Raw genomic sequence first — 15,933 nt, forward strand, 5'->3', positions numbered from 1 at the left:
CCGGGCGGACCTCGTCCGTCCGGCGATGACAGCCTAGAGATGCTGGACACTTAGGGGCGGGGCGCCTATCCGGGTATCGAGGATATCCGGGGGAATGCATGGCCTATCTGCGTTGGCGGCGGTTTGTCGAACTGGTCTCGCTGGATCGGCCCTGGGTCGGCGAGCTGTTCATGCGCAAGCGCCACAAGCCGATCGTCCCGGCTTCCGTCGAGACGTGGGACCGCGAGTATCGCGAGGGCGTCTATGACCGCCTGGCCCGCTCGGACCAGCGCCACCACCATCGCCTGCTGGCCGCCATGATCGCCGACCGCTGGCCCAATCCCCGGGTGCTCGAGATCGGGGCCGGGGAGGGCGTGCTGTTCGAGGCCTTCCGCGCCCACGCGCCCGCCCGCTATGTCGGCGTCGACTTCTCGGCCCCCGCCGTTGAGCAGGGCCTGCGGCGCCTGGCGGCCGAGCGCGCGTCGGGGCAGGTGGACCTGCTGCTCGGCGACGGACGGACGTTCCGCAGCGACGAGACCTTCGACGTGGTCGTGTTCTCCGAATGCATCGAGCATCTGGGCGAGGTCGAGGACCTGGTCGCCCACTACGCGCCGAACCTGAAGCCCGACGGCGGGGTGGGCCTGACCATGTGGCTGGCGCTCAAGCCCCTGCGGCTGTGGCATCGGCTCAAGGCCCTGGGCCAGATTCTCGACGAGGCGGTGGTCAACACCCCATGGGGCGGCGGCTGGCTGGTGGCCGTGGTTCGCCCGGTGAAGGCGGCCGTGACGGCGCTGGCGGTGACCCTGGCCGGCCTGATGACGGTGGCCCCGATCGACGCCTTCGCCGCCGAGCCGCCCGCGCTCGACCTGCCGCTGTCCATCGACCTGGCCCGCGCCGCCGTCGACGCCTGCGCGGCCAAGGGCGCGCCGATCAGCGTCGCCGTGGTCGACGACAAGGGCAATCCGCTGGTCGTGCTGCGCGCGCCCGGCAGCCCCAAGCCGCCGGTCGCCGCGCCGCGCAAGGCCGCCACCGCCGTCCAGTTCGACGCGCCCGGCAGCGAGATGGAGCCGCGCGAGAAGACCGACCCGGCCTTCGCCGCCCTGATCAAGGCCGAACCCGAGCGCCTGAACCCGCACGCCGGGTCTCTGCCCCTGCACATCGACGGCAAGCTGGTGGGCGGCCTGGCCGTGGCGGACACCACCCACGAGACCGCCGACGCCTGCGCCCGCGCGGCCTTGGCCAAGTTCTCCGACAAGGTGCGCTAGGCGTGGGCGTGGTGAAGGACATGTGGCGCATCGGTCTGGTCCGCGCGCCGATGGCGGACCTGCTGGAGCCCGGCGCCCTGGCTCGGCATCCGGTGACCTGGATCCCGGACCCGGGGCCGCTGTGCTTCCTGGCCGACCCGATGGGCGTCTGGCGCGACGGCCGGCTCTACGTGTTCGCCGAGATCTACGATTATCGCGACCGGGTGGGCGCCATCGAGGTGCTGACCTTCGACGCCGACCTGAACTTGCTGAGCCGCGAGCCCGCGCTCAAGGAGCCCTGGCACCTGTCCTACCCCTTCATCATCGAAGAGGACGGCCAGGCCTACATGCTGCCCGAGGCGCACAAGTCGGGGCGGCTGACCCTGTACCGCGCCGAGCACTTCCCGACGAAGTGGACGCCGGTGCAGACGATCGAACTGGACCAGGTGGCCATCGACGCCACGCCGGTGCTCCACGACGGGCGGTGGTGGCTGTTCTACACCCCGGCCACGACCAAGACCGACAAGGTCAGCGCCCTGCACGTGGCCTGGGCGGACAGGATCACCGGCCCCTGGACGCCGCACGCCGGCAATCCGGTGCGCTTCGATCCCTCCAGCTCACGGCCGGGCGGCACGCCCGTCGTGGTCGACGGCGCGATCGTGCTGCCGATGCAGGACTGCCGGAAGACCTATGGCGGCGCGATCCGCGCGCTGCGGGTCACCACCCTGACGCCGGACCGCTTTGAAGCCGAAGCTGACGAACCGATCACGGCGCCGCCCAGCTTCGGCCGCTTGACCGACGGGCTGCACACCCTGTCGGCCGCGGGGCCGGTCACGCTGATCGACGCCAAGCGCTTCGAAGTCTCGCCGCGCTCGCTGGCCCTGGACGTGCGCCGGGAATGGCGAAAGCGCGTCCCGGGAACGGCGCGAACCGCTTAGTCTTCGCCGCGCTGGTTCGCTTGGCGACCACGGCGTCGAACACGTCCAGATAGGTCTCGGCGATCGGCCCGAGCCGGTAGGCGTCGACCGAGCGGGCCAGGGCGCGAGGATCGGGCGCGGGGGCTTCCAGCACCTGGCGCAGGCTCTCGGCCAGACCCTCGGCGCAGCCGATCGGGGCCACGCGGCCATTGAAGGGAACACCCAGCAACTCCCGCGCGGCCGGCGTGCAATCGGTGCTGACCACGGGCCGTCCGGCCCCCAGCGCTTCGACGATCACCGCCGCATAGCCCTCGTAGAACGAGGTCAGCAGGAAGGCCCGGGCGGTCTCCAGCCACGGCCGGATGTCGGGGACATAGCCGGGCAGACGCACGCGCTCGGCCACGCCCAGTTCGACGGCCAGGGCCTCCAGCTCGGCCCGCCGCTCGCCTTCGCCGACGATCACCAGGCTGGCGTCCTTGTCGTCCAGCCGGGCGAAGGCGCGCAGGGCGACGTCGAAGCCCTTCTCCTTGACCAGCCGGCCGGCCGCCAGGATGACCTTGCCCTCGGCCGGCGGGACGAAGGCGTGATCGTCGTCGTCCAGGGCCGGCAGGCGGATGCACTGGGTGACGCGGCGGCCCAGGGCGCGGTTGGCGTCGTCGGTCATGCTGTCGGACAGCGAGATCGCCCGGTCGATGCGGCGCAGCTGCCGGCGGGTCTTCAGATTGTACGGGATCTGGGCCAGGGCGCTGCGGCCGTGCCGGTAGAGCGGCGTGCCGATCTGGGCGACGACGCCGGGCCGCTGGTCGGCGGGCAGGGCGTCCACGGCCGGCAGGATCGGCCAGTGATAGTTGCCGGGCACGAACAGGATGTCGGGCCTACGCTGCGCCACGAAGGCCGCCGTGGCCCGGCCGAGGGCCTTGCGCGAGCCGCGTCCGCGCGGAATGGGCGGATCGGCCTCGACCACCTGGACGTCGGCCTGGATCAGGTCGGCCAGCGGCCCTTCACGCGTCCCGCAGAACAGGACAACCCGTCGTCCCAGCGCCGCCCAGCGGTTGGCCAACCGCACCGCGATCCGTTCCGAACCGCCCAACGGCAGGTCATGCAGCACGATCGCGATCGTGCGCGCGTTGTCGCCCATTTGGAAGGTCCCCCGACCTCGACGTGATGGCGCGTCGGGCGCGGGCGAACCGCGGACTTCCAAGCTCCACTACAGAGCTAGACGTCGCCGGCGGGGTGGGACCGGAAACATTTGTTGCGGGCTCGCAATATTTCAAAACCTGGCTGTCAGGCGGCCGGAACGGCCCGCTCGCTCCAAAGGTCCAGGTCGTCTTCGCGGCCGATCAGGGCCAGGCCCGAGGCGATGGATTCGAACTCGCCGCCGCTCTCGATCTTGCCGGTCCCGAAGCGGCGCACGAAGATCTCGCGCACGGCCGGAACGAACGAGCTCCCGCCGGTCAGGAACACTCGGTCGACACCCTCGGGACCCAGGCCCGAGCGCTCCAGCGCCTGGTCGACGGCGGTCTCGATGGCCTTCAGCTCCGGGGCGATCCAGCCCTCGAAGTCGGTGCGCTTGACGGTCTTCTCGATCAGCACCGAGCCGGCCTCGAAGCGGAACGTCGCCTCGTCCTGGCTCGACAGCGCCTCCTTCAGCGCCGAGACCGCGCGGTAGAGGGCGTAGCCGTGGTTGTCGTCCAGCACCTCGATCAGCCGACGGATCTTCTCCGGCTCCATGGCCGTGCGCTCCAGGGCGCGGATGTCGCGCATGTCCTTCGAGGCCCGCAGCAGGGCCAGCTGATCCCAGCGGGCGAAGGCGGTGTAGTAGCGCTGGGGGATCGGCAGGCGGTTGTCGAAGGCGCGGTAGAGGCTGCCCTTGCCCAGCTCCGGCGAGACCAGCTGGTCGATGATCCGGTAGTCGAAGGCGTCGCCGGCCAGGCCCACGCCCGACCGGGCCAGGGCGGTGGAGCGCAGCTTGCCGTCGCCGTTTTCGGAAGGGGCGCGCTCGAACCGCACGATCGAGAAGTCGCTGGTGCCGCCGCCGAAGTCGGCGACCAGCACGGTGGCGTCCTGCTTCAGCTGTCGGGCGAAGAAGAACGCCGCCCCGACCGGCTCGTAGGCGTAGCGGATGTCGGTGAAGCCCAGGCGCTTGAAGCCGGCTTCGTAGCGCGCCAAGGCCAGGGCCTCGTTGGGATTGCCGCCGGCGAAGGTCACGGGCCGGCCGACGATCACCCGCGTCGGGAGGGTCTCCATGGCCGCGCCGCCGTGGCTCTTCAGCTTCAGCAGGAAGTCCGACAGCAGGTCCTCGAACAGGTAGCGCTTGTTGAGGATCTTGGTCTCGGTGAAGGCGGCGCTGGCGGCGAAGGTCTTGAACGACTGGATGAAGCGGGTCTCCAGGGGATCCTCGACATAGGCCTCGATCGCCCAGGGTCCGGCCTCGGTCACCAGTTCGTTGGCGCGGCCGCCCACGCCCATGATCGCGTGGAAGCTTAGGGCCGAGCGGAACGCGAAGATGTCGCCGTCGGCCGTCGGGAACTTCACCAGCGTGGCGGGACCGTCGCCGCGGGTCATCGAGACCACGGTGTTGGTCGTGCCGAAATCGATGCCGATCGTCGCTTGGGGAACGGACGTCATGGGAGCGCCTGGGCGGGAGGAGGGCAGGGTTCCTAACCCCCCAGGCGCTGACGTCAAGCGCGCGGGGGCGCTTTCTGCGAACGGCCCTTGGCGATCGCCGTTTCATGGCTAAGCCTTGGGCATGCATCGCAGACGATTCCTCGCCGCCGCCGGCGCCGCCGCCCTGGTTCCTTCCGTGTCTCGCGCCGTCACGCCGGACGGGACCTTCATGGTCGACAGCCGCGTGTTGGGCGGCCAGCGCCGGGTCAATATCGCCCTGCCGCCGGGCTATGCGGCGTCGAAACAGCGGTTTTCGGTGCTGTACCTGCTCGACGGCGGCACGGTTCAGGAGGACTTCCCCAAGATCACCGACTTCGTCGCCCAACTGGCCGCCGCCGGGACCCTGGCGCCGATGATCGTCGTCGGGATCGAGGGCGTCGACCGCAAGCACGACCTGACCCATCCGGCGACCTTCGCCGACGACCTCAAGCTGCTGCCGCAGTCGGGCGGCTCCGCGGCGTATCGCCGCTTCCTGGTCGACGAACTCCAGCCGTGGGTGGAGGGCCGCTACCGCACCAGCGGCCGCAACGGCTTGATCGGCGAGTCCCTGGCCGGTCTATTCGTGGTCGAGACCTTCCTGCGCGAGCCCCAGGCCTTCGACGCCTATCTGGCCGCCAGCCCCAGCCTGTGGTGGGACGACCAGAGCCTGTCGCGCGAGGCGTCTTCCTTGCTGGCCAAGGGGAAGTTCGGCGGGCGCCGGCTTTACCTGTCGATCGGCGACGAAGGCACGACGATGCAGGCGGGCGTGGACCGGGTCGTCGCGGCGCTGAAAGCCATGCCGCACAAGGGGTTGGTCTGGCGCTACGACCCCATGCCCGACCAGCATCACGCCACGATCTACGACCCTTCCGCCAAGGCCGGCCTGCCCTGGCTGTTTCCCCCGCGTTAACCCGTCTTTCACGCGGTCAGGCGGAGAATTCCCCCAAATCACGACACTGGCCGCGCTTGTTTTCAGCGTTCAAGGCCCGACGGGGGAAGCCATGGGTCTCGACGACCTTAAGATCTCGACCAAGGTCCTGTTGCCCGCCGCAATCCTGGCCGTCGCCGTTCTCGGCTGCACGGGCATGGGGGTCTGGCAGGAAAAGAGCCTGCAGGACGCCACGCGCATCCTGGTCGAGCATCGCTCGCCGGCCGAGGTCCAGTCCGCCCGCTTCAGCCGTCGCCTGAGCATGATGGGCCACGCCGCCCACCGCGCGGTGACCTACGAAGGGACCTCGGAAGCGGCCCAGTCGGCCTCCAAGGAACTCGACAAGGTCTATGCCGAGGGCAAGGACAGCCTGGACAAGATGGTCAAGGCCGACCCGGCCATCGGCCCGACCGCTGACGGTTTCCGCCAGCGCATCGACGCCCTCTACGCCGACGGCCGCGCCGCCGCCGACCTCGGCCTGGCCAATGATGACACCGGTGCCATCGCACGGCTCTCCGCGCTCGATCCGGCGATCGAGAGCCTGTCCAAGGACGCCAAGGCCTGGGGCGACGGCTACCATGTCGAAACCGACGCCCTGGTGGCCGGCGCCAACAAGAAGGCCAATCAGGGCGCCCTGACCACCATGCTGCTGGGCCTGGTCGCCGCGATCGGCGGCATGGGCTTCGCGCTGTGGATCGGCGCGACCAAGATCTCGCGTCCGGTGGCCTCGCTGTCCAAGACCATGACCACCCTGGCCCTGGGCGAGCTGGACGTGACCGTCGCCGCCACGGGCCGCAAGGACGAGGTCGGGCTGATGGCTCGCGCCGTCCAGGTGTTCAAGGACAACGCCGTGGCGCTGCGCACCTCCGAGGCCGAGCAGCAACGGATCAGCGCCTCCAGCGAGGCCGAGCGCCTGCGCAACGAGGCGGCCAGCCAGGGCGCGGCCCAGGATCAGGCCTTCGTCATGGAGCGGATCGCCCAGGGCCTGGCCCGCCTGTCGGAAGGCGACCTGACCGTTCGCCTCGTCGACCAGTTCCCGCAGGGCTACGGCCAACTGCGCACAGACTTCAACGGCGCCATGGATCACCTCGACCAGGCCATGGGCCAGGTCCTGGCCGCCGTCGGCGGGATCGGCCGCAGCTCCGACGAGATCACCGCCGCCGCCGACAACACCGCCCGCCGCAGCGAGCAGCAGGCCGCCAGCCTCGAAGAGACCGCCGCCGCCCTGGACGAGATCACCGCCACCGTCCGCCGCGCCTCGCAGGGGGCCAACGACGCCGCCCGCGTGGTCGGCTCGACCCGCGAGGACGCCGAGCGTTCGGGCGAGGTCGTGCGCGGCGCCGTCGCGGCTATGACCGGCATCGAGCAGTCCTCGCAGCAGATCGGCCAGATCATCGGGGTGATCGACGAGATCGCCTTCCAGACCAACCTGCTGGCGCTGAACGCCGGGGTCGAAGCGGCCCGTGCTGGCGACGCCGGACGCGGCTTCGCGGTCGTGGCGCAGGAAGTGCGGGCCCTGGCTCAACGCTCCGCCGAAGCGGCGAAAGAGATCAAGACGCTGATCTCGACCTCGGCCGGCCAGGTCGGCCAGGGCGTCAAGCTGGTCGGCCAGACCGGCGAGGCCCTGGAAGGCATCGTGTTCAAGGTGGGCGAGATCGACGCCCTGGTGAAGGAGCTGGCCGCATCGGCCGGCGAGCAGGCCACGGGCCTCAACGAGGTCAACGCCGCCGTCAACCAGATGGATCAGGGCGTGCAACAGAACGCCGCCATGATCGAGCAAGCGACGGCCGTCAGCCATTCGCTCAAGACCGAGATCGGCGGCCTGGTTCAGATGATGAGCCGCTTCCAGGTCAGCGGCGGCCACGCGGCGTCGAGCTCCGCGCCGATGCGCCGGGCCGGCTAGGCCATGGCTCGCCGCCTGGCCAGGACGCGGTGGCTCGCGGTGTCGATCTGGTGCGGTCTGGTCCTGCTGCTGATCGGCATCGGGGTGTTCGTGCTGAACGAGCCGACGGCGGGGTGATCGTCGCCGCATTGACTTCCCGGCCGCCCTCCTGTCGATACGCCCCTCAATAGAGAGGGCTTGAGCCTTGGAAGACTTCGACGTCGTGGTGCTGGGCGCCGGCGCGGCCGGCATGATGTGCGCCATCGAGGCGGGAAAGCGCGGCCGCTCGGTGCTGATCGTCGACCACGCCAAGGCTCCCGGCGAGAAGATCCGCATCAGCGGCGGCGGGCGCTGCAACTTCACCAACGTCAACACGGCGCCGGCCAACTTCCTGTCGGCCAATCCGAAGTTCTGCGTCTCGGCCCTGCGCCGCTATCGACCGGCCGACTTCATCGCCCTGGTCCAGAAGTACGGCATCGCCTTCCACGAGAAGACCCTGGGCCAGCTGTTCTGCGACGGCTCGGCCAAGCAGGTCATCGAGATGCTGCTGACCGAGATGGACAAGGTCGGCGTCAAGCTGCGCCTGGAGACCGAGGTCAAGGGCGTGGCCAAGGACGACACTAAACAAGAGGGCGGCTGGCGTGTCAGCTTCGCCCACGGCCCGGTGTCCTGCCGCTCGGTCGTGGTCGCCACCGGGGGCAAGTCGATCCCCAAGATGGGGGCCACGGGCCTGGGCTACGAGATCGCCCAGCAGTTCGGCCTGGCCATCGTCGAGACCCGTCCGGCCCTGGTGCCCCTGACCTTCGAGGTGAAGACCCTGGAGCGCCTGGCCCCGCTGTCGGGCGTGGCCCTGGACGCGGTGGTCTCCAGCGGCAAGACGAAGTTCGCCGAGGCGATGCTGTTCACCCATCGCGGCCTGTCGGGTCCGTCGATCCTGCAGATCTCGTCCTATTGGCGCGAGGGCGGCGAGATCAGCGTGAACATGGCGCCGGGCGTCGACGTCTTCCAGGTTCTGCGCACCGCGCGGACCGCCACGCCGAAGCGGGCGCTGTCGACCGTGCTGGGCGAGATGCTGCCCAAGCGCCTGGCTCAGCTGATCGCCGAGGACGCCGGGGCCTACGGCAACATGGCCGACTGCTCGGACGTGCTGCTGCGCGGCGTGGCCGCCACGGTCAACGCCTGGACCTTCAAGCCGGTGGGCTCGGAAGGCTACCGGACGGCGGAAGTGACCTTGGGCGGGGTCGACACCGATGGCCTGGACTCGCGGACCATGGAGGCCAAGGCGGCGCCGGGGCTGTACTTCATCGGCGAGGTGGTGGACGTCACCGGCTGGCTAGGCGGGTATAACTTCCAGTGGGCCTGGGCGTCTGGGTGGTGCGCGGGGCAGGCGGTTTAGAACCGGCGGACTTGCCCCCACCTGACCGCTTCGCGGTCTGTCCGCCCCCATAGGGGGCGGAGGATTTTCGCACGGCGCGCCTCTTCCCCCTTTGGGGGAGGAGCGCCGAAGGCGCGGAGGGGGCAAGTGATCACCCCCTCCACGTCAAACTACTTCTTCTTGAACGGCGCCTTGCCGGCCGGCTTCTTGCCGAAGGCGGGCTTGGCGCCGAACGCCGGCTTGTCACCGAACGAACCCTTGGCCTTGAAGGGCTTGGGGCCCTTGAACGGCTTGGCGGGGCCATCGCTCTTGCCGGCATAGGGCTTGCCGCCCGGCGCGCCGTCGCGAGGACGGGCGACATAAGGCGCCTTGGCCGGCTTGGCTTCCGGATCGTAGGGCACGCTCTCGCGAGCTTCACGCGGCGCGCGGCGCGGGGCCGGGCCTTCGTTCAGCGGCGAATAGGCCTTGGGAGCCTCGTCACGCGGGGCGCGGGGCTTGAAGTCGCGCGGGGCGTCGTCGCGGGCCGGGCGCGGCTTGAAGTCGCGCTTCGGGCCCTCGTCGCGGTCGCGCGGCTTGTAGTCGCGCTTGGGCTCTTCGCCGCGGGCATAGGGCTTGGCGTTGCTGACGCCGTCGGCGCCGTAGCTGGACGGACGCGGGCTGCTGTCGCGCGAGCCCGGGGCGTTGGCGCGGGGACCACGGTCGTTGTCGCGGGGCGGACGCGGGGTGAACTCGCGGCGCGGGGCGTCGTTGTCGTCACGCGGCGGACGGGGCGCATATTCTTTGCGCGGACCCGAGGCGTCCCGGGCGGCCGGGGCCGTGGTCGGGGTGATGGTCACGTCGTCGCGCACGGTGGCCTGGACCGCCGCCCCGAACTTCACTTCCGCCTCGGCCGAGATCTCGAACTTGGTGTCGTAGTCGAAGATCCGGATCGAGCCGATGTCCTTCTTGGTGATGTGGCCCAGGCGGCAGATCAGCGGGATCAGCCACTTGGGGTCGGCGTTGTTGCGACGGCCGGTGTTGAGGCGGAACCAGGCCGAATTGCTCATGTCGGCGCGCGGCTCGCGCTCGGGGCGGTCGCCGAAGTCGCGGGCGCCGAAGTCGCGCTGACCTCGGTCGGCGAAGCGGTCGCCGGCGTCATTGGAACGCTCCCCGCGCACGCGCGGGCCTGGGTCAGCGCCGTGGCGCGGGTCGTCGTAGATCTCTTCCGGGGCCGGCAGCTTGGCGCGGCGGGTGCGGATCAGGGCGGCGGCGATCTCCAGCGGCGTGCGCTTGGCCAGCATGGCCTCGGCCAGGGCGGTGTCTTCCTCGACCACGGCCTCGTTGAAGATCGGATCGTCGAGCAGGCGCTCGGTGTCCTTGATGCGGATCTCGTCGGCGGTCGGGGCGCCGCCCCAATTGCCTTCGACGCCGGCGGCCATCAGCAACTGCTCGGCCTTGCGACGACGGGTGTAGGGGACGACCAGGGCGCTGACGCCCTTCTTGCCGGCCCGGCCGGTGCGGCCCGAACGGTGCAGCAGGGTGGCCTTGTTGACCGGCAGCTCGGCGTGGATGACCAGGCCCAGGTCGGGCAGGTCCAGGCCGCGGGCGGCGACGTCGGTGGCGACGCAGACGCGGGCGTGGCCGTCGCGCAGCGCCTGCAGGGCGTCGGCGCGTTCACGTTGGCTCAGCTCGCCCGACAGGCCGACCACGGCGAAGCCGCGCTCGCGCAGCTTGCTGTGCAGGGCGCGGACGCTTTCGCGGGTGTTGCAGAACACCAGGGCGCCGGGGCTTTCGAAATAGCGCAGAAGGTTGACGATCGCGTGCTCGGTCTCGTTGGGCGCGACGCGGACGGCGCGATATTCGATGTCGCGGTGCGGCTCGTTGCGGCCCAGGGTGTCGATGCGCAGGGCGTCGTTCTGGTAGCTCTTGGCCAACTGCACGATCTCGCGGGCCAGGGTGGCCGAGAACAGCAGGGTGCGGCGTTCGGCCGGGGCGGCGTCGAGGATGAATTCCAGGTCCTCGCGGAAGCCCATGTCGAGCATCTCGTCGGCCTCGTCGAGGACGGCGACCTTCAGCTCCGACAGGTCCAGGTGGCCGCGCTCGATGTGGTCGCGCAGGCGGCCCGGGGTGCCGACCACGATGTGGGCGCCGAAGTTCAGGGCGCGCTGCTCGCGACGGGCGTCCATGCCGCCCACGCAGTTGACGACCACGGCGCCGGCCTCGGCGTAGAGCCAGGTCAGCTCGCGATTGACCTGGATGGCCAGTTCGCGGGTCGGGGCGATCACCAGGCACATCGGGGCGCCGGCCTTGCCCAGCTTCTCGGCGTCGCCGATCAGGGTGGGGGCGGCTGCGAGACCGAAAGCGACGGTCTTGCCCGAGCCGGTCTGGGCGCTGACCAGCAGGTCGCGGCCTTCGGCGTCGGCTTCCAGCACGGCGGCCTGGACGGGGGTGGGCTCGAGGTAACCTTGAGCGGCAAGAGCCCGCTCAAGAGCGGGGTGGGAGGCGGGGAAGGGCATGCGGGTCCAGTTCGTTTCAAGCGGACGGCGCACACACAAACGCACGCGGCCCGCACCACGACCAAATACGACCCCCAAACGGACCGTGTTCTTGGTCAATATCTTCAGAGAATAGACCTTTTTCGCCGGGATGCCGATGAGGCGCGGTGAAACACGGTCTGATGGGCGGCCTAAGGAGGCTAAAACCGTCTGGAAAGCAAGGGTGCCGGGGAAAGAATGCTGCGGTGCGGCGAAATGGTCGCGCGGGGCGCGGTGCGAACGAGGGGGACGCGTACTCACTCCGAGGCGCTCGCCAGGACGGCCTGGGCCTTGCCGTGAGTACGCGTCCCCGACGGATCCTCAGGCGAGGCCGCGCGGCTTGGCCAGTTCGCGGCAGACCACGGCCGAGAAGGTGGCCAGGGCGCCCAGGATCAGCAGCAGCAGGCTTTCGGCCAGGCCCGGGGCCAGCACAGTCAGGGACGGGACGACCGGGCTGTTGGCGATCCCTACCGCCCCGGCCAGCAGGGTGAACAGGCAGGCGGCGACCGCCAGCAACGGCACGCCTTTGGCCAGCACGCCCAGCTTCGACGCGCGACCGAAGGCCAGCAGGACCGGCGCGGCGACGATGGTGGCCAGCAGGAGCAGGATGACGAACTGCACCGGCGCCGCGGCGTCGCCGAAGATGTCGCCGATGCTGAGGTGGCGGGCAGGAGCGGCGGCTCCCGCCGAGGCCAGGGCGGGGCTGGCGAGGAGCAGGGGCAGGGCGGTCAGGGCGGTGATCTTGAGGTTCAGGCGCATCGGTTTCTCCGTTGATTTACATTCGTAATAATAAGAGAAAATTACGCGAGTAAACTTCAGAGTCAACCTGCCGTGAGCTGGAGGGGGCAGGCCGTCTTTCACCCTCTCCCGGAGGGGGAGGGTGGATTCAAGAGTGTCTGGGCGCTTCATGGCCTTTGACGTGGGATCACCCCCACTTGCCCCCACCTGACCGCTTCGCGGTCTGCCCGCCCCCATAGGGGGCGGAGGACCCCCGCACGATCTCCTCTTCCCCCTGTGGGGGAAGACGACCGCGAAGCGGTCCGTAGGGGGCAAGTGATCGCCGCGACGACCTCTCGGAAAAGAACCCTACAGATCCAGGTCGTCCGCCGCGAACTCGGCGTTCTCCTGGATGAACCGGAAGCGCAGCTCGGGCTTGCGCCCCATCAGGGTCTCGACCAGGGCCTCGACGGCTTCCTCGGATCGGGGAAGGGTGATCTTGGCCAGGGTGCGCACCGACGGGTCCATGGTGGTCTCCTTCAACTGGGAGGCCATCATCTCGCCCAGGCCCTTGAAGCGGCCGATCTCGGGCTTCTTGCCCTTGAACATCGTGGCCAGCAGCTCGTCTTTGTGCTCGTCGTCGCGGGCATAGGCGCTCTTGCCGCCGTGGCTGAGGCGGTACAGCGGCGGCAGGGCCAGGAACAGGTGACCCTGGCGGATCAGGTCCGGCATGGTGCGGTAGAAGAAGGTGATCAGCAGGCTGGCGATGTGGGCGCCGTCGACGTCGGCGTCGGTCATGATGATGATCCGCTCGTAGCGCAGATCCTCTTCCTTGTACCGATTGCCGCCCTGGGCCCCGAGGGCCAGCATCAGGTCCGACAGTTCCTTGTTGGCGCTGAACTTCTCGCCCGTGGCCGAGGCGACGTTGAGGATCTTGCCGCGCAGGGGCAGGATCGCCTGGTTCTTGCGGTTGCGGGCCTGCTTGGCCGAGCCGCCGGCCGAGTCGCCTTCGACGATGAACAGTTCCGCGCCGTCCACGGCCCCGGCCGCGCAGTCGGCCAGCTTGCCCGGCAGGCGCAGCTTGCGGGTCGCCGAGGCGCGCTGGACTTCCTTGTCCTTGCGGCGCTTGAGGCGTTCCTCGGCCCGCTCGATCACGAACTCCAGCAGGGCCTGGGCGGCCTTGGGGCTGCCGGTCAGCCAGTGGTCGAACGGGTCGCGCAGGGCGTTCTCGACGAAACGCTGGGCCTCGCTCGACGATAGCTTTTCCTTGGTCTGGCCCTGGAATTCCGGGTTCTTGATGAACACCGAGATCAGGGCGCCGGCCTGGGCGATGACGTCGTCGGCGGTGATGATCGCCGCGCGCTTCTCGTTCTTCAGTTCCGCATAGGCCTTGAGGCCCCGGGTCAGGGCGGCGCGCAGGCCGCTTTCGTGAGTGCCGCCCTCGGGGGTCGGCACGGTGTTGCAGTAGGACTGCATGAAGCCGTCGTGCTCGCCGAAGCCGCGCGGGGTCCAGGCGATGGCCCACTCGACGGCGCCGGCCTCGCCCTGGCGCTCGATGCGGCCCGAGAAGCTGTCGGGCGTGACCAGCTCCAGCCCCTTGGTGCGCTCGGCCAGGAAGTCGGCCAGGCCGTTGGGGAAGTGGAAGGTGGCCTCGGGCGGGGTCTGGTCGTGGATTCGCGACGGATCGCAGGACCATTTGATCTGCACGCCGCGGAACAGATAGGCCTTGGAGCGGGCCATCCGGTACAGGCGCGCCGGCTTGAAGCCGCAGCCCTCGCCGAAGATCTGGTCGTCGGGCTTGAAGCGCACCTGGGTGCCCTTCTTCTTGGACGGCTGGATCTGCTCGACCGGGCCCAGCGGCTTGCCGCGGGCGAAGCTCTGGCGGTGCTCGAAGCCGTCGCGCCAGACGGTGACCTCGACCAGTTCGGACAGGGCGTTGACGACGCTGGCGCCGACCCCGTGCAGGCCGCCCGAGGTCTCGTAGGCCTTGCCGCTGAACTTACCGCCCGCGTGCAGGACGGTCATGATCACTTCCAGGGCCGACTTGCCCGGGTGCTTGGGGTGCTCGTCGACGGGCATGCCGCGACCGTCGTCGCGCACCGACAGATAGCCGTCGGCGTCGAGCTTGACCTCGATGGTCTTGGCGAAGCCGGCCACGGCTTCGTCCATCGAATTGTCCAGCACTTCGGCGAACAGGTGGTGCAGGGCCCGCTCGTCGGTGCCGCCGATGTACATGCCGGGACGCATGCGGACGGGTTCGAGGCCCTCGAGCACCTCGATCGAGCTGGCGTCGTAGCCGCCGGACGAGGGCGGCGGCGCGCTGGGCGCGGCCGTCGGAGGCGGCGGGGCGGCCGGACGCGGCGCGGGCTCGGGATGCGGCTCGCGGGCGGGGAACGGCGAAGCGGGCGGCGGCGACAGGGCGTCGTCGCCGAACAGCGAGAAGTTGGGATCGTCTTTAGCGGACATTACGGGAACATGCGTCGATTCGGCGGGAGCGCCCCGTATGGGCCGCGCGGCTCGGGAAGAAAAGGGGTGGAAAGCTGGACCGGCGGCGGATTTGCCCGCCTCGGGCGGTGCATGCCAGGATGCGGGCCGCACCTGCCCCTGAACGTGGAGACCGTCGATGACCTGGCGCCCCCTGACGATCCTCCTGGCTTCGTTGACGCTGCTGAGCTGCACCGCCGCCGCGCCGTCCGGACCAGCAGCGCCGCCGCCGACCAGCGCCCGCACCCCGGTGGCCGAGGGCGGCATGTGCGGCGGGTTCGCGGGCTTCCAGTGCGCCTCGGGCCTGGTCTGCCAGACGCCGGCTGGTCAGTGTCATGTGGCCGATGTCGCTGGGACCTGCCGCAAGGCGCCGCAGATGTGCACGATGATCTACGCCCCGGTCTGCGGCTGCGACGGCAAGACCTACGCCAGCGCCTGCACCGCCGCCGCGGCGGGGGCCAGCGTCGCGACCCAGGGCGAGTGCAAGGCCTAGGGCAGGCGGCTGAGCTTGGGCTGATAGGACCAGGTCTCGACTTCGGCGCTTTTGACCAGGGCCGCCGCGCGGGCCTGGTCCGGGTTCGCGCCATAAGCCGCCGCCATCAGGCCCGCAAGGTCGGCGGGGCGGCCGGCCAGGTCGGCCCAGGCCCGGCGCGGGACCAGCACCATGTAGCTCCCAAGCTCGCCGCCGCCCGTCAGGCGGTACCAGGTCCAGGCCAGACCGCCTTTGCCGGCTTTGGCCGAGGCGAGCAGGGCGGTCTCGAAGGCCGCGACGTCGCCGGGCGAAACGCGAAGGCTGTAGACGTCGAGCGCCGGGCTGGGCTGACGGGTCTCCAGGCTGCGGACCGTGCTGGGCTCGGGCCACAGCACATGGGCCGAATAGGCGCGGGCCTTGGCGTAGGGCAGGACGCGGGCCTCCATGTCGGCGCCGTCGCCGGCGGGGTCTGGGCGAGCGTCCATCGCCGCGAACGGGATCCCGAACGTCCCATCGACGAACAGGCCGGTGCGCGGGCCGCTGGTCACGTACCAGCCGAACCAGGGCAGGGTGTCGGCGTGGGCGGCGTGCCATTGCAGGTGCGCGGCGTAGCCGGCCTCGAAGGCGGTCTCCTTGCCGCGATCGACGTCATAGGTGAACAGGAAGGCTGCCTGTTCAGTCTGGGCATGGGCTGGGCCGCCGGCCAGACCGACCGCCAGGGCCGCCGCCAGCGTCAGGTGTCTCCAGGTCATCGGCGCCTCCTTCGAAGAAAAACC

Annotated in this window: 12 protein-coding genes; 6 read left to right on the forward strand and 6 right to left on the reverse strand. The window is 70.0% G+C overall.

Annotated features, from left to right (window positions below):
- Positions 1–98: 98 nt before the first annotated feature.
- Positions 99–1,244: a heme-binding protein gene (locus AC1DYP_RS14120; RefSeq protein ID WP_477046848.1), complete on the forward strand. Its 1,146-nt coding sequence runs from the start codon at positions 99–101 to the stop codon at positions 1,242–1,244.
- 8 nt (positions 1,245–1,252) lie between these two features.
- Complete coding sequence (locus tag AC1DYP_RS14125; RefSeq protein WP_477046849.1) at positions 1,253–2,161, forward strand: glucosamine inositolphosphorylceramide transferase family protein; 909 nt, start codon at positions 1,253–1,255, stop codon at positions 2,159–2,161.
- On the opposite strand, the gene AC1DYP_RS14130 is transcribed toward AC1DYP_RS14125, so the two are convergent.
- Together AC1DYP_RS14130 and AC1DYP_RS14135 are read right to left on the reverse strand one after the other, a co-directional pair.
- Positions 2,055–3,278 carry a glycosyltransferase gene (locus AC1DYP_RS14130; protein WP_477046850.1) on the reverse strand — a complete coding sequence of 408 codons (1,224 nt, stop codon included), beginning with the start codon at positions 3,276–3,278 and terminating at the stop codon, positions 2,055–2,057. The two genes, AC1DYP_RS14125 and AC1DYP_RS14130, sit on opposite strands and share 107 nt — an antisense overlap.
- A 146-nt stretch (positions 3,279–3,424) precedes the next feature.
- Positions 3,425–4,768, reverse strand: coding sequence for an Hsp70 family protein (locus AC1DYP_RS14135; RefSeq protein WP_477046851.1), 1,344 nt, complete (start codon positions 4,766–4,768; stop codon positions 3,425–3,427).
- 121 nt (positions 4,769–4,889) lie between these two features.
- Here AC1DYP_RS14135 and AC1DYP_RS14140 point away from each other — a divergent pair, with 121 nt between their 5' ends.
- The 3 genes from AC1DYP_RS14140 (at position 4,890) to AC1DYP_RS14150 (ending at position 8,992) form a co-directional block, all read left to right on the forward strand.
- Positions 4,890–5,696, forward strand: a complete 807-nt coding sequence (locus AC1DYP_RS14140; protein ID WP_477046852.1) for an alpha/beta hydrolase — start codon at positions 4,890–4,892, stop codon at positions 5,694–5,696.
- Positions 5,697–5,787: 91 nt separating this feature from the next.
- The gene (locus tag AC1DYP_RS14145) at positions 5,788–7,617 is read left to right on the forward strand and encodes a methyl-accepting chemotaxis protein (protein ID WP_477046853.1); all 1,830 of its coding nucleotides are present in this window, start codon (positions 5,788–5,790) and stop codon (positions 7,615–7,617) included.
- Positions 7,618–7,801: 184 nt separating this feature from the next.
- Positions 7,802–8,992 (forward strand): BaiN/RdsA family NAD(P)/FAD-dependent oxidoreductase, encoded by a 1,191-nt coding sequence (locus tag AC1DYP_RS14150; RefSeq protein ID WP_477046854.1) that lies wholly within the window; start codon positions 7,802–7,804, stop codon positions 8,990–8,992.
- Positions 8,993–9,141: 149 nt separating this feature from the next.
- Here AC1DYP_RS14150 and AC1DYP_RS14155 read toward each other — a convergent pair whose 3' ends face one another.
- The 3 genes from AC1DYP_RS14155 to parE form a co-directional block, all read right to left on the reverse strand.
- Positions 9,142–11,466, reverse strand: coding sequence for a DEAD/DEAH box helicase (locus tag AC1DYP_RS14155; RefSeq protein ID WP_477046855.1), 2,325 nt, complete (start codon positions 11,464–11,466; stop codon positions 9,142–9,144).
- A 339-nt stretch (positions 11,467–11,805) separates the two neighbouring features.
- Complete coding sequence (locus tag AC1DYP_RS14160) at positions 11,806–12,243, reverse strand: hypothetical protein (protein WP_477046856.1); 438 nt, start codon at positions 12,241–12,243, stop codon at positions 11,806–11,808.
- 327 nt (positions 12,244–12,570) lie between these two features.
- Positions 12,571–14,667: a DNA topoisomerase IV subunit B gene (parE, locus tag AC1DYP_RS14165; RefSeq protein WP_477046857.1), complete on the reverse strand. Its 2,097-nt coding sequence runs from the start codon at positions 14,665–14,667 to the stop codon at positions 12,571–12,573.
- A gap of 157 nt (positions 14,668–14,824) precedes the next feature.
- Here parE and AC1DYP_RS14170 point away from each other — a divergent pair, with 157 nt between their 5' ends.
- A complete protein-coding gene (locus tag AC1DYP_RS14170; protein WP_477046858.1) occupies positions 14,825–15,178 on the forward strand; it encodes a Kazal-type serine protease inhibitor domain-containing protein in 354 nt (117 codons plus the stop codon).
- Here AC1DYP_RS14170 and AC1DYP_RS14175 read toward each other — a convergent pair.
- Positions 15,175–15,909 carry a hypothetical protein gene (locus tag AC1DYP_RS14175; RefSeq protein WP_477046859.1) on the reverse strand — a complete coding sequence of 245 codons (735 nt, stop codon included), beginning with the start codon at positions 15,907–15,909 and terminating at the stop codon, positions 15,175–15,177. The genes AC1DYP_RS14170 and AC1DYP_RS14175 overlap by 4 nt on opposite strands.
- Positions 15,910–15,933: the final 24 nt, after the last annotated feature.

It is taken from the genome of Caulobacter sp. P1_D6, from assembly GCF_056406095.1.

Coding starts and splice junctions, on each gene's coding strand:
- AC1DYP_RS14120 (WP_477046848.1), top strand. CDS start 99: ATGGCCTATCTGCGTTGGCGGCGGTTTGTCGAACTGGTCTCGCTGGAT.
- AC1DYP_RS14130 (WP_477046850.1), bottom strand. CDS start 3,278: ATGGGCGACAACGCGCGCACGATCGCGATCGTGCTGCATGACCTGCCG.
- AC1DYP_RS14135 (WP_477046851.1), bottom strand. CDS start 4,768: ATGACGTCCGTTCCCCAAGCGACGATCGGCATCGATTTCGGCACGACC.
- AC1DYP_RS14140 (WP_477046852.1), top strand. CDS start 4,890: ATGCATCGCAGACGATTCCTCGCCGCCGCCGGCGCCGCCGCCCTGGTT.
- AC1DYP_RS14145 (WP_477046853.1), top strand. CDS start 5,788: ATGGGTCTCGACGACCTTAAGATCTCGACCAAGGTCCTGTTGCCCGCC.
- AC1DYP_RS14155 (WP_477046855.1), bottom strand. CDS start 11,466: ATGCCCTTCCCCGCCTCCCACCCCGCTCTTGAGCGGGCTCTTGCCGCT.
- AC1DYP_RS14160 (WP_477046856.1), bottom strand. CDS start 12,243: ATGCGCCTGAACCTCAAGATCACCGCCCTGACCGCCCTGCCCCTGCTC.
- parE (WP_477046857.1), bottom strand. CDS start 14,667: ATGTCCGCTAAAGACGATCCCAACTTCTCGCTGTTCGGCGACGACGCC.
- AC1DYP_RS14170 (WP_477046858.1), top strand. CDS start 14,825: ATGACCTGGCGCCCCCTGACGATCCTCCTGGCTTCGTTGACGCTGCTG.
- AC1DYP_RS14175 (WP_477046859.1), bottom strand. CDS start 15,909: ATGACCTGGAGACACCTGACGCTGGCGGCGGCCCTGGCGGTCGGTCTG.